This is a genomic window from Leptothoe sp. EHU-05/26/07-4 (assembly GCF_043421015.1).
GTDB classification, from domain to species: domain Bacteria; phylum Cyanobacteriota; class Cyanobacteriia; order Phormidesmidales; family Phormidesmidaceae; genus Leptothoe; species Leptothoe turfae.
This window is the reverse complement of record NZ_JAXSQV010000004.1, coordinates 368799-391924: the sequence shown is the minus strand read 5'-3', so window position 1 is coordinate 391924 and position 23126 is coordinate 368799. Positions and strand designations below refer to the sequence as shown.

General features: G+C 47.7%; 16 protein-coding genes. 4 read left to right on the top strand and 12 right to left on the bottom strand.

Going from position 1 to position 23126, the window contains the following annotated elements; all coding sequences use genetic code 11:
• Window positions 1–54: 54 nt before the first annotated feature.
• From U2F10_RS14780 to U2F10_RS14770, 3 genes are all read right to left on the bottom strand, one after another.
• Entirely contained in the window at window positions 55–1296 is a 1242-nt protein-coding gene (locus U2F10_RS14780) for a glycosyltransferase family 4 protein (RefSeq protein ID WP_499872548.1), read from the bottom strand.
• Window positions 1297–1470: 174 nt separating this feature from the next.
• Window positions 1471–2385: a ribosome biogenesis GTPase YlqF gene (gene ylqF / locus U2F10_RS14775; protein WP_490794365.1), complete on the bottom strand. Its 915-nt coding sequence runs from the start codon at window positions 2383–2385 to the stop codon at window positions 1471–1473.
• Window positions 2382–2786, bottom strand: a complete 405-nt coding sequence (locus U2F10_RS14770; protein ID WP_163669365.1) for a universal stress protein — start codon at window positions 2784–2786, stop codon at window positions 2382–2384. Before U2F10_RS14770 ends, ylqF begins: the two co-directional genes overlap by 4 nt.
• 178 nt (window positions 2787–2964) lie before the next feature.
• On the opposite strand from U2F10_RS14770, the gene U2F10_RS14765 reads away from it, so the two are divergent.
• Window positions 2965–4173, top strand: a complete 1209-nt coding sequence (locus U2F10_RS14765; RefSeq protein ID WP_490794366.1) for a phosphoglycerate kinase — start codon at window positions 2965–2967, stop codon at window positions 4171–4173.
• A gap of 129 nt (window positions 4174–4302) precedes the next feature.
• On the opposite strand, the gene U2F10_RS14760 is transcribed toward U2F10_RS14765, so the two are convergent.
• From U2F10_RS14760 to U2F10_RS14745, 4 genes are all read right to left on the bottom strand, one after another.
• A complete protein-coding gene (locus tag U2F10_RS14760) occupies window positions 4303–6777 on the bottom strand; it encodes a DUF4132 domain-containing protein (RefSeq protein ID WP_499872545.1) in 2475 nt (824 codons plus the stop codon).
• 1 nt (window position 6778) lies between these two features.
• Window positions 6779–7174, bottom strand: coding sequence for a hypothetical protein (locus tag U2F10_RS14755; protein WP_163669359.1), 396 nt, complete (start codon window positions 7172–7174; stop codon window positions 6779–6781).
• A gap of 86 nt (window positions 7175–7260) precedes the next feature.
• Complete coding sequence (locus tag U2F10_RS14750) at window positions 7261–9174, bottom strand: hypothetical protein (RefSeq protein ID WP_499872544.1); 1914 nt, start codon at window positions 9172–9174, stop codon at window positions 7261–7263.
• A gap of 147 nt (window positions 9175–9321) precedes the next feature.
• Window positions 9322–10140 carry a hypothetical protein gene (locus U2F10_RS14745; protein ID WP_163669354.1) on the bottom strand — a complete coding sequence of 273 codons (819 nt, stop codon included), beginning with the start codon at window positions 10138–10140 and terminating at the stop codon, window positions 9322–9324.
• Window positions 10141–10419: 279 nt separating this feature from the next.
• Here U2F10_RS14745 and U2F10_RS14740 point away from each other — a divergent pair, with 279 nt between their 5' ends.
• Both U2F10_RS14740 and U2F10_RS14735 read left to right on the top strand, forming a co-directional pair.
• The gene (locus U2F10_RS14740; protein ID WP_163669352.1) at window positions 10420–11145 is read left to right on the top strand and encodes a Uma2 family endonuclease; all 726 of its coding nucleotides are present in this window, start codon (window positions 10420–10422) and stop codon (window positions 11143–11145) included.
• A gap of 7 nt (window positions 11146–11152) precedes the next feature.
• On the top strand, window positions 11153–11284 hold the full coding sequence (locus U2F10_RS14735; protein ID WP_499872541.1) for a hypothetical protein: 132 nt from the start codon (window positions 11153–11155) through the stop codon (window positions 11282–11284).
• Between the two features lie 244 nt (window positions 11285–11528).
• Here the strand turns inward: U2F10_RS14735 and psaB are convergent, their stop codons facing one another.
• Window positions 11529–13733 carry a photosystem I core protein PsaB gene (psaB, locus tag U2F10_RS14730; RefSeq protein WP_163669350.1) on the bottom strand — a complete coding sequence of 735 codons (2205 nt, stop codon included), beginning with the start codon at window positions 13731–13733 and terminating at the stop codon, window positions 11529–11531.
• A gap of 23 nt (window positions 13734–13756) precedes the next feature.
• Window positions 13757–16024 carry a photosystem I core protein PsaA gene (gene psaA / locus U2F10_RS14725; RefSeq protein WP_163669349.1) on the bottom strand — a complete coding sequence of 756 codons (2268 nt, stop codon included), beginning with the start codon at window positions 16022–16024 and terminating at the stop codon, window positions 13757–13759.
• A gap of 589 nt (window positions 16025–16613) precedes the next feature.
• On the opposite strand from psaA, the gene U2F10_RS14720 reads away from it, so the two are divergent.
• Window positions 16614–18158, top strand: coding sequence for a hypothetical protein (locus U2F10_RS14720; RefSeq protein ID WP_499872539.1), 1545 nt, complete (start codon window positions 16614–16616; stop codon window positions 18156–18158).
• 40 nt (window positions 18159–18198) lie between these two features.
• On the opposite strand, the gene U2F10_RS14715 is transcribed toward U2F10_RS14720, so the two are convergent.
• From U2F10_RS14715 to ggpS, 3 genes are all read right to left on the bottom strand, one after another.
• Window positions 18199–19134 carry an NAD(P)H-dependent glycerol-3-phosphate dehydrogenase gene (locus tag U2F10_RS14715; RefSeq protein ID WP_163671854.1) on the bottom strand — a complete coding sequence of 312 codons (936 nt, stop codon included), beginning with the start codon at window positions 19132–19134 and terminating at the stop codon, window positions 18199–18201.
• A 212-nt stretch (window positions 19135–19346) separates the two neighbouring features.
• A complete protein-coding gene (locus U2F10_RS14710) occupies window positions 19347–21035 on the bottom strand; it encodes a glycerol-3-phosphate dehydrogenase/oxidase (protein WP_163670612.1) in 1689 nt (562 codons plus the stop codon).
• A 147-nt stretch (window positions 21036–21182) separates the two neighbouring features.
• Window positions 21183–22694: a glucosylglycerol-phosphate synthase gene (ggpS, locus tag U2F10_RS14705; RefSeq protein ID WP_163670614.1), complete on the bottom strand. Its 1512-nt coding sequence runs from the start codon at window positions 22692–22694 to the stop codon at window positions 21183–21185.
• Between the last annotated feature and the right edge of the window lie 432 nt (window positions 22695–23126).

Here is a 23126-nt window from a genome sequence, read left to right as displayed (position 1 = left end):
CTTAAGAAATATAACTTTGAATACGTATGTATGGATATTGTTTAAATCAAGCAATTAGCGGCCACTCTCCATACGCCTGTAATTTTGCTTATAGCCTAACTGATTCCGTGGCTGCCTCTTCACACACTGCTGGATCAAAGGCCCTAGGGTTTCTGCCATGGCATTGACACTGTAGTGTTGAATACAACGCTCCCGTGCCAGACGCCCGCGCTCAGCCGCTTGCCTTGGATTATCTAAAATAGTTTGTAGCATCTGAGCCAGTTGATCAGCAGCACAGGGCGCTACAAGATAGCCCGTATCTCCCAAAATTTTAGGGATATCCCCCACCGTGGTAGACAGTATGGGTTTGGCCATCGCCATGCCGTCAGTGAGTTTAATGGGAAACTGAGCGCGAGCTATCGATGTATCTCGCTGGGGCACCACCACCACATGGGCAGCAGCCACCACCTCCGCCATTTGATCCGAGGGAAATCGCGGCAGCTTAATCAACCACTGGGGCCAGCGAGCCATCAGGTCATCTTCGTAGCCATCTGGTTTACGACCACCGACAATGACTAACCGTAAATCGGGCTGGTCTAGCTGATCCATGGCCATTAACACATCCTCCAACCCTTTATGGGGACGGGCTGTACCTGGAAACATCAACACCCGATAGTCAGACAACCCGTAGGTCTGCCGACTGACTGTTGGGTCAAAACGAGCTGGGTCAAAAATATCCGTATCTTTACTATTAGGTAGATAATGGCCACCAAACTTCTGCTGTAAAAACTGGTTATTGACTGTCACCACATCGGCCTGCCGCACCCACTGTTCACCTAACGATATATAGAAGGGATGCTCCAAATCCCGCAGCGCTCCATCGGGCTTAAAAATGTCACGGGCCAACTGTTTAACCGTTGGACGATAAGCATAGTCCTCTCCCCCAAACCAACTCAACTCCCAATCATCCATGTCGAGTAAAACGGGTCGGCGAGTATACATCTTTTTCAAAAGGGCAATACCAAGACTCGTTGGTCGAGGCTTAATGGCGTAAATTACATCACCCCGAATCTGATTGAGTAGCTGAGTGGCCGACTGAATAAACTGAGGCAGTTGTTGGCCTGGCACCGCAGTCACCGACAACGTGTCAGGGGGCGGTGGATAAATCACATCCCCAAACTGACAGCCAATGACCTCGACATCATGCCCTAGCTTTTGCAAAATCTGACTGACTAGATAAACACGCGTCATCCCACCACCAGAAACATCTGGGGCGATGACCGACACCTTGGTCGTGGGGGCATTAGATAAATTCACCGCTCTGATTTGTGTCCCTTTTTGGGTAATAGTGCCTGGCTATCTATCACTATTACCCATCAAGATTTCCCATTTGATCCGCATCCTATCTCAGTACGTGATCTCAAACCGATGGATGAATTTAATCTTTGTCGAAGATTCACACGTCAAACGTACACTTAGGGACACGATATGCTAATGGCCAACAGCAAGTGATGATGTGGGTTCAACCATCGGTACTGGAGGTAATTCCAACACCAGGTTACCTAGATGGCCTTTGCGAAAGTCATTGAGCAACTGATGGGCCGCTCGCTCTAAATCATCGTTATGACGCTGGGCCAATATTGATAAGTAGGTTTCCCCCGTATAGAATTCGCCAGTCTCAGAGGTTAATGGGGTATCGTAGCGGGATGCGATCGCACCTTTATACCCCCCCGATTCATCCCATTGGTCCAAAGCCTGAATCAAATCCAAAAACGCAGCCGCCACCCGCTGCGTGTCATAGGCAGCACCGCCAATATCGTCACAAATTGCCAGCTTTAGCGCCACTTCCTGATCATTGAGCTTCAGCGGGATAATACCCGGAGCATCTAATAATTCAATTTCATTTGAAATCCTTACCCAGCGCAACTGTCGTGTTACCCCTGCCCGGCGCTCACTCACCACAACTTTACGCTTTAGCAGCCGATTGATCAGAGCTGACTTCCCCACATTAGGAAAGCCAATAACCACAGCCCGCACAGGTCTCGGCTTCATCCCTCGACGTTTACGCCGCTCGTTCATCGCCTTGCCCGCATCCTGGGCAGCCCGCAGCAGGTTCTGCACCCCCTTACCCTGCTTTGCATTGGTAAAGTAAGCCGCCTGCCCCTGTTCTTTAAACCAGGTTTGCCAGGACTGTCGCGCTTCTGCTGAAATCATATCTACTCGGTTCAGCACCAGCACCCGCGATTTATCCCCAATCCAATCATCCACCTCAGGGTGATGGGTGGCCAAGGGAATACGCGCATCTCTAATTTCCAGCACCACATCAACGCGCTTTAGCTGCTCCTTCAAAGAGCGCTCCGCCTTAGCAATATGACCGGGATACCACTGAATAGACGGCGAAGTCATGGCACCACCATCACCGGACAGGGTGACAGGTTAATTACCCGATTGCTGACGCTTTCCGACTGCCCTTCCGGGGTCAGACCAATACCACGACAGCCCATCACAATTAGATCCGCCGACATCTCGTCAGCCACATCACAGATTACAAACGCAGGATTGCCCTCTCGCTCAATGGTTTCTGTCTCAATTCCTTGACTGGTAAATACAGCCTTCGCTTTCTCTAGCAGCTGGGCAACCGCCTCAGGCGAAGCCTGTTCAGGATGAGCATTGTGCCCATTTGAGGTCTCAACGACCGACAGCAAAATCAAATGGCTGTGATGATGTTTCACTAACTCCGCAGTCTTAAAAGCCGCCTGTTGAGCTTCGGGACTAGCATCTATCGGAAATAGAACGGTCTTAAACATAACGTGGGAAAACCCTCAGACTTCGATCAAAAATCAGAGCCGCAATAAGCGATAATACCTAGTGAGTAACGAAAATGTATCAACGCTTTACATCTAGGGTAATCAAGCTTGTCCTAGCTTTGAAGTGGGGTGTACGTAACGTAACAAAACTGCATTAGGAGATAAGGAGGATAGTTCTGTGGCAAAGAAATCCGTGACTGATTTGTCAGCGGCTGATCTGTCAGGCAAGCGCGTGCTGATGCGGGCAGACTTTAACGTGCCCCTCGATGATCAAGGCAAAATTACTGATGACACCCGGATTCGTGCTGCACTGCCTACCATCCAAGCATTGACCAGCAAGGGTGCTAAGGTGATTCTTTGCAGCCACTTCGGACGTCCCAAGGGTCAAGTTGTTGACAGCATGCGTCTGACGCCGGTTGCTGTTCGTCTTTCTGAGCTGCTAGGCCAGGATGTCATCAAGTGTGATGACTGCATTGGCGACGCAGTTAAAGCTGCTGTCGATGGCATGTCTGATGGTCAGGTTGCTTTGCTTGAGAACGTACGTTTCTACGATGGCGAAACTAACAACGATTCTGAGTTTGCGAAGAACCTGGCCTCCGTTGCTGAAATGTATGTCAACGATGCCTTTGGTACTGCTCACCGCGCCCATGCATCTACTGCAGGTGTCACTGAATATCTTAGCCCCTCTGTTAGTGGTCTACTCATCGAGAAAGAGCTTCAGTATCTACAAAGCGCTGTAGATAGTCCTCAGCGTCCTTTTGCTGCCATCGTGGGGGGTTCCAAGGTATCCTCCAAGATTGGCGTCATCGAAACTCTTCTAGAGAAAGTGGACAAACTGTTCATTGGCGGCGGCATGATCTTTACCTTCTACAAGGCTCGTGGCCTGGATGTTGGTAAGTCTCTAGTTGAGGAAGACAAACTAGAGCTGGCTAAGGCACTGGAAGCTAAAGCTAAGGAGAAGGGTGTTGAGCTATTGCTACCTACTGATGTGGTGGTTGCCGACAACTTTGCTCCTGATGCCAACGATCAAACCGTTAGTATTGAAGCGATTCCCGATGGTTGGATGGGTCTAGACATCGGCCCCGACTCCATTAAGGTATTTCAGGCTGCTCTGGCTGACTGTAAGGGCGTTATCTGGAACGGCCCCATGGGTGTATTTGAGTTTGACAAGTTTGCTAAGGGTACTGAAGCTGTAGCGAACACTCTAGCTGAGATTACTACCAGCAATGGCTGCATGTCCATCATCGGTGGTGGTGACTCCGTTGCCGCTGTTGAGAAAGTGGGTGTTGCTGACAAGATGAGCCACATTTCTACCGGTGGTGGTGCCAGCCTTGAACTGCTAGAAGGTAAGACTCTACCGGGTATTGCTGCCCTGGATGACAAGTAGAAAAAGTAGGGAAAGCGAATAATCTTTTCGCACATTATTTCCTGATTGTTCAGTTCTTTAAGTCCCTGCCTATGGGTAGGGGCTTTTCTTTTATCCAGCTTCCACACATTAATACTGCCTGATGAGATTTCAAGCAGATAGACTCCTGAATTTTAACTGCGAAACAATCGTAGGGTCATCAATTTTATCGTCAGCAGCGAGCAAAAAAGCTTTACTCAAGATTATTGCTGTGGTGCCATCACCTTCAAATGGTAAAAACACATTCGTAGTATTAGATTTGGATGTACGACCCGGTACGATGCAGAGATATTGATCGTTTGGCTCCATAAGAATATTGCCACTTCCTAAATGAATTTTGTAAGTTCGTAGTTTGCCCTGAACAACTAAAAAGCGCTCTGTGACGTGACAACAGTCAGCTATTTTCAGACGAGGGATCAGGTTCTCGAAAAGCTGCCGTCGCGTTTTGGCAGTTTCTGACAGTTGCCCAAATGAATAACTTTGCCAGTAAGTGTTGTAGCGCTCTTGCTGCTGACCAGGTCGCCAGTTAGGGTCATTGCCGATACTGGCAACGCCTACAAATAGATCCACATCACGCAACACCTCAGAAAATACTAGTTTTGGAACATCTGACAGGGATATTGGAGTATCAGGCGTATCAGTAGTATAAAACCTGACTTGATCCGTAGAGAGATATGGATATGCGCCGTATGGATCTTCAGCATTATCAACAATGGCCTCAACCCAAAATTCTGCCTGTAGTGACCATTCAGATAGTTGTCGTCGCGCTTGTGAACCCGGTTCACGGCAATCAAACGATAAAATTAAGTAGTTCTCCCATTCTCGACTTCTGCATAGACTATTAAATTGATGTTGCTTGATAATGTGTGCCGCAAATCGGTTGGAGTAAGTATTTGTTGTTTTCTCCGCATCAGTTAATAGATAAATTTCTCGATGGGCTTGCTTAAAGGGTTGTTTTACTCGATGGTCTAGCAGCCAACTACGCCAAGCCAGCACCTGTTCAGTGGCCATATTTAGAGGATGCCATAGGTCTACCGTAGTGTCTGGTTGTATTTTCTCCAGCGGTTTTCCCTCTGTCGTTACAAGCTGACCTTGCCACCAAATGGCTGGAATTGTTTGCTCCTGAATATGAAACTGCCAGATGAGGCGTCTGGCTAAAATCCCTATTAATGGGTGGTTTAGGTAGTTTTTACACCAGGTTGCATAGGTCCAGGTGCGACGTTGAAGATAACTGCTCTCAATGCGATCGCACTGCACCGACAACAGTTTCTTAATATCCTTTCCTGCTTGTTTAAGTGCTTTTAGCTCATTAGGATGATTTTCTTTAACAAACTTTGGTACAGATTTTTGTCTTTTCCCATCTGGCCGATACCAGGCAAATTCTATCGTTTGAGTGTCGACAACTGACAACGTTGCCGTAAAGTCTCCAAATTGCTCCTGTCTTTTGCCAACTTCTGAGAGACCATAGGTAGGAACAGCCTCTTCAGTTAAGGCTTCTAGCGATTGCCCTGTTCTATTGGAAATAACCGTCAACGCTTTAGCAATCTCTCTCTGAGCCCCCCTATATTTAACCTTAGCTTTGAGAATGGCCAGCTGCCCCATGGTCTCTTCAGTCGGTATCTGTCCCAAACACCACACACAGGCATTGCCTAATCGGACACAGCGTTCACCGACTCCTTTGACTCGTCGATAGGCAGATAAACCCAAAGCACCCACTGCTCGAACAATATCTGCCGTCTCAAAATTGGTGCACAGCCAGACTAAGCCTTTGAGAATATCTACATTAACCTCATGAAGTAGATGACTCTGATCTTCATAATGTCTAATTGGTTGAGTACGAGGTTTATCAACCAATGGGAACCATCTCACAATAGCTTGGCGAAAATCCTCGTGACCGACCTTCTCTAACGCAGCCGCTGATATACGCTTCCATTTTGCACTGGGTTTGGACTGCTTAGCATTGGCACAGATAATAAGCAACTTCTTCCAATCAGACTGTGCTGATGTTGATAGAGCTAATAAATCCGATATTGCCACATCTGACCATGCTTCCCCGGGCACAATGGGCAAAAGCTGGCTAGCTATCCTGAGTTGAGAGATTTCCCGACGGTAATATATATGACCGTGCTCCAACTTTGAGCAGAGAGTTCCAACGGTTGACTGTAATTCTGAAGTCAACTCATTATCTTTTGAATAAGACTCAATCGTGTTGACTAATGTAGGTAGATTCTTAATAAGAGTATAGCTATAGTGAAAATAATTCCGATGTCGCTCTCGATCCCAAACATCAGCAGGCTCTATCAAAAGCTCTAGCAGCAATAATAGGTCATCATGGCCTATTGGGAGTCGCCGTGAAAGTAATTCAAAAAGCGCTTCTTCCAAATGAGAAATTAACTGCCAATCTTCTTGGGTCTGTGATAACTGGCGTGCAATCTCAATTACCACTAAAACCTGCTCTGCTGAACTCATGGCCAAAATTGGTTTAGCAGACTTGATGGTTTGAAATGTATAGGGATACTGCCAGTTTTGTTCCTCCACCAGCAGTTGAACAGCAGAAGTAATTTCATCAAAATGCTTTCTAGTCATGTCATCCACCTACCAACGGCACCAGCTTTAGAAAAGAGACCGAAGTATTAGACCGAATTTCAATCTGTTCTTCTAAAGAATCCACCTGCTGATCATCAACAAGCACAATAAAGCCATTACCCAAAAATGCCTCAATAGCCTGATCATATTGCTTCTCCCAATCAATCTTCCTAGGCTGACGCAACTTGTATCCATTTAACGTTTGCTCTGCTTCTGTGGGTTTTACTAAGCCATGGAAATGATCCGACAGTTTGACGTTATAGTCTTTAACTTCTTGATAAATACGGCTACGAATCAACTCTTGAACGGTAATCCGTTCCGTTGGGAAAGTCAGCATCAAGCTATGGCTGCTTTGCCCCAATGTGGTCTCATCACGAACTAGAAGCTTGCTGCCCATAACACCTCCGGAAAATGAGCCATTACCAATGATTCCGCAATCTAGATCATATGAACTAGAAGGCCACTAAAATTAGTCTATGCGTACTACTCGGAAAAATCAAGAGCTGGTTCTTCTATATGCTGTACATCCCTATTTTCAGTGAATGCGGACAAAGAACCATGCCATTGATTTGTTTCAGTTTGCGCAATTAGGGTTAACCACGCCCGCCAGAGCACACCCGAGTCGTCTGTAAAGGTCCAAACACTGACTAGTGATTTGTCTGATTGTGCTACTGCTTGCTGCTGCCAGCCAGCCTGATGCATCTGTCCTAAGTAGTGTTCTGCTAGCTCATCTGTCGTTAGCTGACTAGAAATATGAACATTTGAATCAAAGTTCGTTGCACTACCCCCACTGCCTAGGCTTTGAACAAATGTCTTGGATGGTGTTTGCAGGGTTGGTATGGGGAGATTTAAATCTCCCCAAATATCCGAGAGCCTACCTCTTTCTACGTAAAACTGATCCTCGCTACTACAAGGAGATAACGAACCAATGGCATGGCGCTCAAGGTAAATAGTTGATGCTTCCTTCTGAACAGGTCGAATTTGTAAAATAAGCTCATCTACTCCGTTCGAATGACAAAATAATTGAGGAAACCAAGAATAAAATCTAGAAGACTCAAAACCAAAATTAAAGCTAGGCAATTGAACATTTTCACGAATCTGCCAATCATCTTCAGTCAAAGACTCACGATAGAAGTCAGATATTAGTCCGGGGTGTAGTGAGGTTTCTAATATCGCAATATCTTTTACAACATCTGATGTACCCCCTAAAACAACCGTTTCTGGAGGAACAGGTAAGTTATCAGAAAAGGCAGGTGGCAGCTGGTTCAGCCATAACTCAATTTCCTCACTGTCAGAGAGTTGCCCCATATCTTTCAAGATTCCTAGGGCTGTACTTTCGGGGATTTCTCCATCTGGAATATTATCAGTAACAAGATCGGGCCAAAAATCTTGTTGCGAGCTGCGTCTCCGGCCAAACATTCCTATATAGTGCTCGGGTTCTTCTGTGGCAAACAGATAAACTGTCGCTTGCTGCGGTAATTCGGAATCAACCGATTGAGACCATACAGACCACTGCAAGCGATCATTACCACTGCGGCTTTGCAGGCTCCAACCCTGCTGGCGCATTTGGGTTGAGTAGTGAGCCGTTAGTGCCCCTAACGATAAAGTTGTCTGAATCTTGGTCTGTGTGTCTAAATAATTATTACCACCGTTACTATCTAAAAATTCAAGTTGTGCATCGTTAGGGGGGGATAGTGATAATTCTGGTAAAAAGTCTGGAATATCGGATTCGAGCGATAACGTACTCTCGGATTCAGACCACGAGTCTTTCTCAGAATTACATGCAAAGCCAGATTGTGTAGAAATCAGAGTAACTCTGAGCTTAGTGGTATCTAAACTGCTTTGAAAAGTATTAAACGATAATTGAATATCACTGCCTTGCTTGCAAAATATTTGTTGATTTTCTGACTCTGGCAAAGGTTCACTCGGTCTACCAAAGGTAATAGAAATTACTAGTGCACCAGTAGTAGCGCTATCTTCCGTATCGGTGATCTCCAGGCCGGGTTCTAACTCAGGCGTCATCCAGCGTTCCCATCCAGCATGTTGCAAGTCTTCTAAATAGTCAGACTCAACTTGCGAGTATTCTCCATCTACCTCAAAAAATAACAAGTGATAAGGTGCTGTAACCATAGTCCATTGATGCACTCCAGCAGTAGGTACTGGTAGTTCAGTTGGTAAATCTGGGACATCATTGCCAATGTGTAACTGTACCGTCTCTCCAAATAGAGGATAGGGCTGTAGCAAGGGTACTAATAGACGATAGGGAACTTGCGGATTGTCTTCAGGTGTAGGATCAGGCTGTGCCCTAACAGATAAGGGAATACTCAACAGAGCTAGTAACGTTAACCATATTCTCCAAACTGACTTGGTTAAACGTGATGCAGTTAACGACATCATCCCAGCTCCAAATCTAAGTTCCTATTATTTTAGCTAAGGATATCGTCCCACAAGAGCCTAATGCGAACTTTATCCAAAGTCTACACAGGCTCTAGAAGCAACTCTAAAAAGAAACTTACGGGGGGATAGCACCCTATAGTATGATCCCTAACCTCCTTGGCCTTCCAGTAATAACTCTCTCACCACGTCAGGTGCGTTTCCTGTCTGAACAAATTCAGCAAAGCCTTTTAAAAATAAAGGATCATCTCCTTTCTCTTCTTGCCAGTCAGGAGACTTTTCATAGATCTGTGCCAAGGCTTCTAAATAATTAATCATGGTCATCCGCGCTGAGTTTGGCCAATGCAGGAAAATCTCTCCTAACTCATTCAGCTCATCTTGTTCCAGATCAAAATCAGTCACATTAACCTCTAACAACAACTCTAATACCCGCTTATATGCATCAGGATATTCTGGTTCCAACTCAATTGCTTCTTGGTAAAACGCCATTGCATCCTGTTGCATTTGAAGGGATTGAGCAGCCTCTTCTTCAGAAACAACCCAATAACTATTACGCTCTAGCTCCTGAGCTTCAAGCATTAATGTTTCATAACGTGTTGCCAAACCTACAGTGATGGAACAACTCCCGGTTTCATCTAAAGGCATTGGCAGACGATACTCATAGGTACCATCCTCATAAACCTCAAATACATAGGTTCTATCACTGGCAGTTCGCTTAACCTCCCCCATGGGCAACAAAGATTCTGTGGGAGTCACCATCGGAAAACAGGTCGTATTACCACCTGCACTCTGGGTACGAATCATGATCACATCACCCCCATGGGCCGAAAAATTATTAGGCCCAGGTGCTAAAGCATTTAGGGTTTCAATTTCATTATGAAATGCCATAGCTGGGCGTAAGTTTAGTACAGTCAGCCCAGCAATCAACCCACATCCCAACAACCTCAACGTGACCTTACGTCTATCCATAACTATGATTCTGAATTTATGAGCACACTGACAATAACCTTCAATTAGAGAACAGTATTTTCGTAGTCATCTGATGTGAATGCCATGAAGTTACCGTAATGGAATGGATATCTTTTGCACAACAAGGTTTTGTCCTTGGCGCACTCCACTACATCTTTCAAGAATGTCTGATACAACGGCAACTCAGCAAAGCCAAACAGGCTTAAGTTGCGCTGTCACCCTTGCTCTATAGATATCGCATTACAATAGCTCTATTGTCGGTCTAATCGAACTTGACCAGTGGTTTTACAGTATGACCCTAAGCAGCAGTGTCTGCCTTCCTCTGCTGAGTTGCCCGACTCAGATGATACCCCTGTGGATAACGAGTTACAGAATTTAATCCCGAATCTACTGGAGGCAATTTTGGCAATGGCATGGCCTGACCGTCAGGACTGGTTCTTTGGTGTGGATATGGGGATTTACTATGCGCCATCAACACCTGCGGTTGTTCCTGATGGGTTCCTGAGCTTAGGGGTGGAACGCTTTATTGGCGAAGAGGGTCGCCTCAGCTATGTGATGTGGGAAGAGGACAATATTGCTCCCACCTTGGCGTTGGAGGTGGTTTCTAAAACCTATGGTGGGGAATACGAACGTAAAAAGGACATTTATGCGGATCTAGGCATTCCCTACTATGCGGTTTATCTGCCAAATCCATCTAGCAGCACGCGAGCTCGTCGGCAGCGACAGCCGCTAGAGGTTTATGAACTGGTGGATGGCACCTATCAGCTTTTGGAAGGTGGACCGATTTGGTTGCCTGAAATTGGTTTGGGGCTGGGACGTGAGCGGGGTACTTATCTGGGACGAGAGCGGGAATGGCTCTATTGGTATGACCAAGATGGGAATCGGTTACTGACACCAGAGGAAAGAGTTGATCAGACCCAGGCTCAGGTTGATCAAGAGCAAGCTCGGGCTGATCGATTGGCGGAAAAGTTAAGAGAGCTGGGAGTTGATCCGGATTCGCTTTAGGGTTTCCATGTCAACTGACTTGCTGAGGGAGATGAGGAAGATTATGTTATTTGCGATCGCGCAACAAAACTCAGTCCTGAGCTCACTCCGCGACATCTTTCAAGAATACGTTGAACAGCTAAAAATTATTGTTCAGTAACCACGGTTGAGATCTCGCGTCATGAAGTTCCAGATGGGGGCAACTGCACGTGCTCGATGGGGATACCCAGCTTTTCGGTTAGCTCGATAACGTTATCTGTGAATGTAGAGACATCGCTGGTTGATCCGCCTTGACTAGCTTCACCGCCTATATAACCTGATTTACGTGAACATGCTTAAAAAACAAAAAGCCCTTCAGGCTTAGCTGAAGGGCTTTTTTCATTCTCCTAAGAGAGCTTCAAACGCTATCCAAATCGGCTAGACGTTGACGCTATCAGGAAGGCGGCGTAGGTGAGGACAAAGCCCACAGTAAAGTGAGTTAGACCAACCAAACGAGCCTGAACGATGGATAGTGCAACAGGCTTGTCCTTCCAGCTGATCAGGTTAGCTAGAGGAGTACGCTCATGAGCCCATACGATGGTCTCGATAAGCTCCTGCCAGTAACCACGCCAGGAGATTAGGAACATGAAACCAGTTGCCCAAACCAGGTGAGCGAACAAGAACATCCATGCCCATACAGACAGGTTATTCATGCCGTAGGCGTTGTAGCCGTTAATCAACTGGGAAGAGTTCAACCACAGATAATCACGGAACCAACCCATCAGGTAAGTAGAGCTGTCGTTAAACTGCGCTACGTTACCAGACCAGATAGCCAGATGCTTCCAGTGCCAGTAGAAGGTTAACCAGGCGATGGTGTTAAGCATCCAGAACATGGCTAGGTAGAAGGCATCCCATGCAGAGATGTCACAAGTACCGCCACGACCGGGGCCGTCACAAGGGAAGCTATAGCCAAAGTCCTTCTTGTCGGGCATTAGCTTAGAACCACGGGCATCCAATGCACCTTTGACCAAGATCAAAGTAGTTGTATGGAGACCCAGGGCAATCGCATGGTGAACCAAGAAGTCACCAGGGCCAATGGTCAAGAAGAGAGAATTGGTACCGCTGTTAATAGCTTCGAACCAGCCAGGTAGCCAGATGCCGCCAGCAGCAGCTGTAGCAGCACTGTCAGCATTGGAAAGCAGAGTATCAAAGCCATATAGGGCCTTACCAGAGGCAGCCTGAACCCACTGTGCAAACACAGGCTCAACCAGAATTTGCTTCTCGGGAGTACCAAAGGCAACTACGACATCGTTGTGTACGTAAAGACCCAGGGTATGGAAACCGAGGAACAGAGTTACCCAGCTCAGGTGAGAAATGATTGCTTCTTTATGTTCCAAGATGCGAGCTAAGACGTTGTTAGCGTTCGCAGCAGGATCATAGTCGCGAATCAAGAAGATCGCACCGTGGGCAAAGGCACCCATCATGATGAAGCCAGCGATGTACTGGTGGTGGGTGTAAAGCGCAGCCATGGTGGTGTAATCCTTAGCCATAAAGGCATAAGGAGGCAACGCATACATGTGCTGAGCCACTAGAGACGTTACTACACCCAAGGAGGCAAGTGCCAAACCTAGCTGGAAGTGCAAGGAGTTGTTGAGCGTGTCAAACAGACCCTTGTGGCCATCACCAAGCTTACCGCTAGGGGGTTGGTGAGCATTGAGGATCTCCTTGATGCTATGACCAATACCGAAATTAGTTCGGTACATGTGGCCAGCAATGATGAAGACAACCGCAATGGCTAGGTGGTGGTGAGCCATGTCAGTGAGCCATAGAGACTCAGTCTGAGGATGGAAACCACCCAAGAAGGTGAGAATTGCAGTACCCGAACCCTCAGATGTACCAAACACATGGTTTACAGTGTCAGGATTCTGAGCGTATACACCCCAGTTTCCAGTGAAGAATGGGGCCAAGCCAGCGGGGTGAGGCATAACAGTTAGGAAGTTATCCCAACCAACATGCACACCACGGGACTCAGGAATTGCAACGTGTACCAGGTGACCGGTCCAAGCCAGAGAACTCACACCGAACAAACCAGCAAGGTGATGGTTTAGGCGAGACTCAGCATTTTTGAACCAGGACAGGCTGGGACGGAACTTAGGCTGTAGGTGCAACCAACCTGCAAGCAGGAAGATTGAGGACAGCACTAGCAGGAACAAGGACGCCGAATATAGGTCGCCGTTGGTCCGCATACCAATGGTGTACCACCAGTGGTAAACCCCAGAGAACGCCACGTTAACGGGGCCAGTAGCACCAGCCTGGGTGAACGCATCCACCGCATTCTGGCCAAAGTGAGGATCCCAAATCGCATGGGCGATGGGCTTGGTACCGAGGGGGTCAGCGACCCACTGCTCGAAGTTACCTTGCCAAGCAACGTGGAACAGGTTGCCGGATACCCAGAGGAAAATGACTGCCAGGTGACCAAAGTGGGAAGCAAAAATCTTTTGATAAAGATTCTCTTCCGTCATGCCATCGTGGCTTTCAAAGTCATGGGAAGTGGCAATCCCGTACCAGATCCGACGCGTAGTTGGATCTTGTGCGAGGTCTTGGCTAAATTTTGGAAATTTAGTTGCCATAGTGTTCTATTAAGTCCTCCCCGCTAACCTATCGACAGAATTCGAGCATGGAAGAACGCCCAAGTCGTCACAATACCGCCGAGGAGGTAATGGGCGACACCAACCGCACGACCCTGAGTAATACTCAGTGCGCGAGGTTGAATTGCAGGAGCGACCTTGAGCTTATTATGAGCCCAAACGATGGACTCGATCAGCTCTTGCCAGTAGCCACGGCCACTGAACAGGAACATCAGGCTAAATGCCCAGATAAAGTGACCGGCTAGGAACATCAAACCATAGGCTGAGATAGCAGAGCCGTAGGAGTTAATTACCTGTGAAGCCTGAGCCCAAAGGAAGTCACGGAGCCAGCCGTTGATAGTAATTGCGCTAGTCGCGAAGTTACCACCAGCAGGGTGAGATACCGCACCGCCGGAAACCGTGCCCCATACATCCGATTGCATCTTCCAGCTGAAGTGGAAAATCACAATAGATAAGGAGTTATACATCCAGAACAGACCTAGGAAGACATGGTCCCAACCAGAAACCTGGCAAGTACCACCACGACCGGGGCCGTCGCAAGGGAAGCGGAAACCCAACTCGCTCTTATCAGGGATGAGGCGAGAGCTACGGGAGTAAAGCACACCCTTAAGCAGGATTAGAACAGTTACGTGAATGGTGAACGCATGGATGTGGTGCACCATAAAGTCAGCTGTGCCAAGAGCAATGGGCATCATAGCCACTTTGCCACCAACGGCAACCATGTCACCACCAAAGGCAACACTAGTAGGACCAATTGCATTAGGAGCAGTGGTACCGCTAGCAGCTAAGGTGTGCAGGTTCTGCAGCCATTGAGCAAAGATAGGCTGTAGCTGAATCGCACTGTCGGAGAACATGTCTTGGGGACGACCCAAGGCACGCATAGTGTCGTTGTGGATATATAGACCAAAGCTGTGGAAGCCTAGGAAAATACATACCCAGTTGAGGTGAGAGATGATGGCATCACGAGCGCGTAAGACGCGGTCGAGCACGTTGTCGACATGCATGGCCGGATCGTAGTCACGAACCATTGCGATCGCACCGTGAGCAGCACCACCCACAATCAAGAAGCCGCCAATCCACATATGGTGAGTGAATAAGCATAGCTGGGTAGCGTAATCAGTTGCTAGGTAAGGATACGGAGGCATTGCATACATATGCTGAGCCACAATAATCGTTACCGAACCACCCATAGCCAGGTTGATAGCCAGCTGAGCATGCCAGGAAGTGGTCAAGAACTCAAACAAGCCATCGTGGCCATTCTTAGCAGGGAAGAGCAACGGATCGCCCTTCTGACCCTCTAGGATCTCCTTGATGCTATGACCAATACCCCAGTTAGTACGGTACATATGACCAGCAAAGATGAACATGACAGCAATCGCCACATGGTGATGCGCAATGTCAGTCATCCATAGACCACCAGTCACAGGATTTAGACCGCCCTTGAAGGTCAAGAAGTCAGCATAAGCACCCCAATTCAGGGTGAAGAATGGAGTAATCCCCTGCGCAAAACCAGGGAATAAGTCCGCCATGAACACTTTATCTAGCAGATACTCGTGGGGCAAAGGAATATCCTGTGGAGCCACCCCGGAATCCAATAGAGCGTTAACAGGCAAAGAAACATGGATCAGGTGACCAGCCCAAGCTAGAGAACCTAGACCAAACAAACCAGCCAGGTGGTGGTTCAACATGGACTCCACGTTCTGGAACCACTCAAGCTTAGGAGCCTTGATGTGGTAGTGGAATACACCGGCATTAATCATCAAACCAGCCATTACCAGCGCACCGATGGCAGTGCACAAAAGCTGGAAGGAGTTGGTGTAACCAGCTGCTCTCCACATCTGGAACAAACCAGACGTGATTTGAATACCTTGGAAGCCGCCGCCCACTTCACCGTTCAGGATTTCTTGACCAAAAATAGGCCAAACCACCTGAGCACTGGGATGAATATTAATGGGATCTGCTAACCAAGCTTCAAAGTTAGAAAAGCGAGCGCCATGGTAATACATGCCACTCAACCAAATGAACACGATGGCCAAATGGCCAAAGTGAGCGCTAAAAATTTTACGAGAAATGTCCTCTAAGTCACTGGTGTGACTATCAAAGTCGTGAGCGTCGGCATGGAGGTCCCAAATCCAGGTAGTAGTTTTGGGTCCCTTGGCCAAGGCACGGCTGAAGTGACCGGGCTTGCCCCATTTCTCAAAAGAAACAGGTACCGGATTCTCATCAACTGCCACCTTGACTGCTGCCTCCCGCTCCCGCGGGGTAGTTGTCATGGAGACTCTCCTCTCTCTAGACAAAGAACGAACAGCCTAAAAAACGAGATCAGCAAATGCTTCGTGAATGAAACAATTGCAAACATTTTCATTGAGATGTTAACTCACAGAAAATTTTGACGCTCGCCATTAATAGGATTGCTCCTGAGCATTATAGACTTGGCGCTTCACCAATTTTGCGTCGAGTTAACAATAATTCAACCTCCGAAATCCTCTTAGGATAAGGATCGCAAGGTAGTCAATGCCACAAAATTGACATCGAGCATGGGTGATATTAACAAATCTCAATAGAGATCTCTATTTTGGGCCGTAAGTCATGGAGATTGCATACAAACCCAAAAACTCAACTTCTTTTTCCTAATGAACACCATAGAATCTAATAATAGTAAGGGATTCAGTCTCGTACATGCATATATTTAGATTTATTTATTTTTGTAAATTAGCTGAGTAATTTTCTCCTCTTGCGGTGGTTGTAGAGGATTTCCTCATTAAGCGTGACAGTAGCCCGCTAGGATCGATTAAGCACAGTTCTGTTTGGTTTCAAAGGCAGGGCAGGGGCACATTTAACTGTCACAGGAAGAGCTACACCATGACTCTGGTTTCTAATGTTTTGGGACGTTGGCAACAGCATTTAGTCAAGATAATTGGAGCGTTGGTTTTAACAGCACTTTTATTCAGTACGGGCTGTAGCAATCCTCAAGGAATCGAACCGTCAACCGTCACGGAGACCGCTAAGTCCTCCTTATTTACGCCAAGTCCTCCGATCAAGCAGGTAGACACACCGGAACTGATTCAAGAATTGGCCCCGTGGCTAGATACCTACGAACCCCAAGTCCAAATCCTGGAACCCAAAGCTGAAGAAGTTTTTGACAAAACTACAGTCAGTGTAGTCCTAAGGGTGAAAGATTTACCTATATATAAGGACACAAGGTGGGAGATGGGGCCTCACTTAGTGCTTCTGCTGGATAATCAGCCCTATGGTGCGATATACGACCTTGATCAATCTATTACGTTGACGGATCTAACGCCAGGCACCCATACCATCAGGATCTTTGCTGAACGCCCCTGGCATGAAAGCTTTAAAAATGAAGGGGCTTATGCCCAAGCGACATTTCACATCTTTGCCAAAACGGATGAAAATGCACCAAAGGCTAATCAGCCACTGCTCACTTACGGTGCACCCATGGGTGTCTATGGAGCTGAGCCGATTTTATTGGATTTTTATTTAACTGAGGCTCCTCTACATCAAGTCGCTGTAGATAACCCAACGATTTCAGATTGGCGAGTGCGATACACCATCAATGGCCACAGTATCACCCTCCAAGATTGGCAACCTATATATATAGAGGGCTTAAAACCTGGAAAAAACTGGGTACAGCTCACACTGGTTAACGAGGACGGTAAGCCAATTGCAGGGGTTTTTAATAACACTGTGCGACTGATTGACTATGACCCCAATGACAACAATAGTCTTGCCAAAATCATCCGGGGAGAGGTGGCCTTAGAAGATGTGGGCGGCATTATCGATCCAACCTATGAGCCACCGGTTGTCGAAGAGCCTGAGGTAGCGGCCCCAGAAGTAGCGGTACCAGAAGTAGCGGTACCAGAAGTAGCGGCCCCGGAAGTTATCGAATCGCCCACTCTGGACGAACCGGAAGTAGCGGCACCGGAGGTAGCCGCACCGTCCATTCTGGAAAAGCTGGATAAACCTGGTGAACTAGCACCAGCTCAACCGGAGACACTGGAGCAAGAGATTCCTGACATAGCAGCCCCGGAGATCATAGAAACCGCTGAGCCCTCTGAAAATACTGGCGGCTCGATCGATCAGACCATGCAGGATAACAGCCTGACTGAGGATCGTGATACTGAGGATCGTGATGATGCTGAAGTTGATGAGTCTGATTTACCAGTAACAGAAACAACTGCTGTGCCAGAACGTTCTGACAAACTTGACTTAGAAATAAGTGCTGAGTCAGCTACTTCTGCTGATACAGAGGAAAACATTGAACCCTCATCAGAGGCCATGTCTGAACAGACACCCATTACGGATAAGCAAGACTCATCATCGAGACGCTATTTTCAGAAACTGTATGACTATAGCGATCGCGCCATGAAAAATCGCGATCGCAATTAAGCCAATCTCCCGTTCCATACCTACTACGGCGTAAACGGACTTAGTTTTTAGCCCTTAAATCACAGGCCTCTGGCTTAAGTTGCCGCTCCATCAAGTTGCCAACGGCTTCCTGGGGGGTGATTACCCCCCGCAGAAGACGATGAACCTGGCGAGCAATGGGAACTGGAATACCGTCACGGTTGGCCATGTCGATCAGGACGTGAGCCGTGTTCACCCCTTCAGCCGTACTACCTAACTCTGCCAAAATATCATCGAGTTTTTTCCCCTGCGCGAGGCCATAGCCCACACGATAGTTACGACTGAGGGTGCCATCGCATGTGGCTAGCAGATCACCCAAACCCGAAAGCCCGTAGAAGGTCTCTACCTGCGCCCCCATGTGGACACCCACCCGCAGCATTTCGGGAATGGCGCGGGTAATTAGAGCCGCTTTAGCATTGGAGCCCAGCTTAAGGCCATCACAGACACCCACTGCGATCGCAATCACATTTTTCAATGTCCCCCCCAGCTCAGCCCCCACTGGATCTGGACTGGTATAAATGCGAAACATCTCAGACGAATAGACCTGCTGTACCCTTGCCGCTGCATCCACATCGGTGCTCGCCACCACTGTGGCCGCTGGTAGCTGCGCTTCGATTTCCTTAGATAAATTAGGGCCAGACAAAACCACAATGGGATTGTCTGGAAAGGTGTCGCGAAAAATCTTAGACGGCGTTCTGGTGGTCTCAGGATCTAACCCCTTAGTCGCCGTCACTAAAATAGTCGAGGTTTTGAGAGCCGCCGTCTGAAGCTGACTCGCTAACGCCGAAACCCCCTTCATGGAAATGGCCGATACTACAATGTCAGCATCAGCGACCGCAGACTTGAGATCTGAAGGCCCCCGTCGCGACCAGATCTGCACCTGATTGCCATTGCTCAGGGCTAGCCTTGCTAACGCTGTTCCCCAAGCTCCTGCCCCTAATACCGTCACCCGAGCCATCTGCTTTAAAGCTTCTGAGAGCGGAATAATTGGAGTTTCAGACGGTGCAGATGAAGTAACCACGAGACAAGCTCCCTTTACTCTAGAGTTTTAAGTTTTAAGTGTTGAGTTTTGAGTTAGTTGCCCAATTCAAAACTCAACACTAAGAACCTACAACTAGCCTAAGCGACGGTCGTAGCTATGGCAGGGCTATATCAGAACCGATCACTGATCTAAGCAACGGTCGTAGCTATGGGAGGGCTGTATTTGTCTAGCTGATAGTCGGGGATACAGTTGTCGCGCATGTAGGTGTAGTAGTCGATCAGGTTGCGATCGCATTTACCCTCCGACCAACCACAGTAGCGCTTCAACACATCCGCCAATACAGGCAGTACATCAAAACCATAGTTACTCCGCATCGACAAAGCTGTCCGCCGTCGACAAATATCTAGGTAGGTGCGAGCCATCTCTGACCTCACACTGTAGACAATCTGTGCCTTAATATCAGGCTGGTCTGGCACAATCGGCTCGACCAGTTCAGGAAACTCTTCCACGATGGCCAATACCTGAGGCGTTCGCGCACCATAGAGCGATAACAAATGAGCGACCACATCTCGATTGGCCGTCGTCATTAGTGTCTTAGCCTCGCTAGTTGAAATTGCACCGGGTAGCGGTGCCTGTCTAGTGACTGAATGACTGCCAGATTTCTTCTGCTTTTTCAATCGCTTTCTAAGCGCTGCATCCACCATTTCCTCGCCCACCTGACGGTGAGTAGTGAGCTTGCCACCAATCAAGGAAACCATGTTATTCACCCCTTCGGATGTGTGGTCATATAGCACATGGCTACGGGTAATACTGCTAGTCTTTTTGCCTTTGCTATAGGGCAAAGGGCGCACACCCGCATAGGTAAACTGCACCGATTCCCGCGTCAGCTGAGCTGTGGGGATGACCCGATTAGCCTCATTCAATAGGTAATCGATTTCATCATTACTGACATGGACCTTATCCAAATCGCCCTCAAAGCGAATATCCGTGGTGCCAATCAGACACATCCCTAACCACGGCAAAATAAAGAAAGGTCGACCATCGGTAAGGGCTTCCACATAAAGAGCTTCATCCGGTGCCCCTGGGAATTTATCGACGATGATATGGCTACCCCGTGTGCCACCAATTTTGCGACTTTTACCGACAGGCGCAGGCGCATTACCCTTAATTCCACTGCGGCAAACCTGATCAACCCAAGGGCCAGAGGTATTGATCACCACTGTTTGATCATGACCATGGACTGTGAAGGCTTCACCGGTTTCAGTATCGCGACAAAGCAGCGACGAAATGCGCTGATCCTTCCGTTGGAGCTGGGCTACGGTCACATAGCTCAGCATGGTAGCCCCGGCCTCCTGGGCCGATAGCACAATTTCTAAACAGAGCCGCTCAGCATATTCCACTTGAGCATCATAATATTGGGCCGCACCACGACAGCCCTCTGGCTCCACTGCTCGAAATAGCTGCTGTAACTTTTGAGCCGCTAACATCCGATGATTTGGCAAGCTCTTATCATAGCTCAGCAGATCGTACAGCACCATCCCCGCCTGAATCTCCCAATAGCTACGAGACCCCTGGGCATAAATAGGAATTGTCATTTGAATGGGCTTCACCAAATGAGGGGCTGTTCGCAGCAAGATTTCTCGCTCTCGCAGTGACTCCCGTACCAAGTTAAATTCGAAATACTCTAAATAGCGCAAACCACCATGAACCAAGCGGCTTGACCAACTAGTGGTGCCGCCACCAAAATCCCCTTTCTCAATCAAAATGGTCTTTAAACCACGTAAGGCACCATCACGGGCTACGGCTACTCCATTGATACCACCACCAATCACAATTAAATCGTAGGTCGTCGCTTCTATCGTTGAGTAATCAGGCATAGTTGCCACCAAAAGTAACGAGCTATAGAGAAATAAAGTATTAAATCACGAACTAGAATTCCCCATGTTTCAAGATGGCACAGTTTTTTAGAAAGAGGTTGAAATTGTAGGGGTGTTCCATGGAACACCCCTACAATTTCAAATTTCCTAAACTCTAGCAACCTCCTTCGTCTCTGGCTCAATCGCTACCGTCGCTTTGGCTTCCCTAAATAGATGATTGGCCCACTGCTGAACGTCATAACGACAAATAGCCTTGTGGAGCTTCTTCATGCGCTCGGCTTGTTCCTCATCAGACATGGCCAGCGCTTCATCAATACGCTCATCCATACGTGTGGAGGAATAGGGGTTGGTGAGTAGCGCATCAGGCAGCTCCACAGCGGACCCCGTAAACTCAGACAAAATGAGGACACCGTCTTCGCCGTTATGAACAGCTACATACTCCTTAGCGACCAGGTTCAAACCATCTCTTAACGGACAGATCCAGGCAATATCTGCGGCTTTGTACAGTGCCATCAAATCGTCATAGGGCAAAGGCTCAGTAAAGAGCTGCACAGGCGTCCAGTTAAGGGAACCAAAGCGACCATTGATCTGGCCCACCATTTGTTCAATTTGCTCCTGAGCAATGCGATAAACCCGCATCCCTTTGGCCGCCTTCACCGCCGTCATCATTAAGTTGACTTTGCCAATCAACTCAGGGCGTCTGGCTAACAACCGTTCGTAGCAGGCCAGCATTTCCTTAGCACCTTTGACATAATCAACCCGCCCAGCGGACATGATCAGCTTGTTATCACCAATCTCAGCACGCAGTACCTTCACCCGCTCTTGAATCGATGGGCGCATGACCACATCGTGAATCTTTTGGGGACTGGTTCCCACAGGGAATGCATCAATGGTGACAATGCGACCGTTGTAGCGCAGCTTAGTGACCATTTCAGGTTCGGCTAGGGCAGTACCTGTCTTAGTAAAGGCTTCTGGTACGGGGATGCGCTCTACAACTTCTACATCACGACAGCTGCGGGCAGCCGACACAAAGTTCTGCACATAGCGAGGGATATGGAAACCACACAAATCACAGCACAGTAAGCTGTCAATAATGGCATCTCGCCAGTGGAGAATATTAAACACATCCGCTGCCGGGAAAGGCGTGTGATGGAAGAATGCAATCTTCACATGGGGCATCTTCTGACGGATGTAATAGGGCGTGAGCCAGAGGTTGTAATCGTGAATCCAAATCAGCGCATCGTCTGCTGCATCTTCGCAAGCCGCTTCGGCAAATAACCGATTAATGTTCTGGAAGTTTTCCCAGTCAGAGCTGTCATAGGTAAAGTGCTCAGGGAACGAGTGCAAAATAGGCCAAAAGGCTTCTTTTGAGGTGATGTGATAAAAGTTACGTACCTGATCAGCATTGAGAGGGATCCGCCGCACCACACAGCTATCGCTGCCCCCGTCCATGGTGACTCGATCAACAAATCCTTCTTGCTCAGCCTCAGTAATTTGTTTCCACGCTACCCAAGTGCTCTGATCGGCATTAGCAAAAAAGCTCTTTAGGGTAGGAACAATACCGTTAGGACTCTTTTTTTCTCGATAATAAATCTTGCCATTTTCCTTCACCTCATCATAGGGTTCACGGTGGTATAGGATGACCAAGGAAGACTTCATGTTATTTTCTCCTGCAAGTTTATTAGCAGCGGTCAATTAAGCTTGAAACTCGAACATAATAAAGCTCAGCAATGACAGCTCACTTACCAAGCTGCCTCTGCTGAGCCCCAAAAAATTGCATGAAATAGTACTTAAAATCCGCCGACGATTTTTACCAACACATCAGGGTTTACAGAGAGTTACATTACCGTATTAAGCCTGATTTAGCAATTTAACGGGTATTCTCCTTTCAGCCCTGCATTGGGTAAGGGAAAACATTTCGGGAACGAATTTAACAACGTCAACCATAAATATGTTTTCACTCGATATCGATCTTACACTCAGTTTAGAGATGTAAATCATGGACACATTTTCGTCTTACTTTTGATCGATGGGAACTATGGGCGTTTTCAACATTCTGAGCTAATGTAGCGCCGCTAAACCACATCCGAG

Coding starts and splice junctions, on each gene's coding strand:
- ylqF (WP_490794365.1), bottom strand. CDS start 2,385: ATGACTTCGCCGTCTATTCAGTGGTATCCCGGTCATATTGCTAAGGCG.
- U2F10_RS14770 (WP_163669365.1), bottom strand. CDS start 2,786: ATGTTTAAGACCGTTCTATTTCCGATAGATGCTAGTCCCGAAGCTCAA.
- U2F10_RS14760 (WP_499872545.1), bottom strand. CDS start 6,777: ATGACTAGAAAGCATTTTGATGAAATTACTTCTGCTGTTCAACTGCTG.
- U2F10_RS14755 (WP_163669359.1), bottom strand. CDS start 7,174: ATGGGCAGCAAGCTTCTAGTTCGTGATGAGACCACATTGGGGCAAAGC.
- U2F10_RS14750 (WP_499872544.1), bottom strand. CDS start 9,174: ATGATGTCGTTAACTGCATCACGTTTAACCAAGTCAGTTTGGAGAATA.
- U2F10_RS14745 (WP_163669354.1), bottom strand. CDS start 10,140: ATGGATAGACGTAAGGTCACGTTGAGGTTGTTGGGATGTGGGTTGATT.
- U2F10_RS14735 (WP_499872541.1), top strand. CDS start 11,153: ATGTCAACTGACTTGCTGAGGGAGATGAGGAAGATTATGTTATTTGCG.
- psaB (WP_163669350.1), bottom strand. CDS start 13,733: ATGGCAACTAAATTTCCAAAATTTAGCCAAGACCTCGCACAAGATCCA.
- psaA (WP_163669349.1), bottom strand. CDS start 16,024: ATGACAACTACCCCGCGGGAGCGGGAGGCAGCAGTCAAGGTGGCAGTT.
- U2F10_RS14720 (WP_499872539.1), top strand. CDS start 16,614: ATGACTCTGGTTTCTAATGTTTTGGGACGTTGGCAACAGCATTTAGTC.
- U2F10_RS14715 (WP_163671854.1), bottom strand. CDS start 19,134: ATGGCTCGGGTGACGGTATTAGGGGCAGGAGCTTGGGGAACAGCGTTA.
- U2F10_RS14710 (WP_163670612.1), bottom strand. CDS start 21,035: ATGCCTGATTACTCAACGATAGAAGCGACGACCTACGATTTAATTGTG.
- ggpS (WP_163670614.1), bottom strand. CDS start 22,694: ATGAAGTCTTCCTTGGTCATCCTATACCACCGTGAACCCTATGATGAG.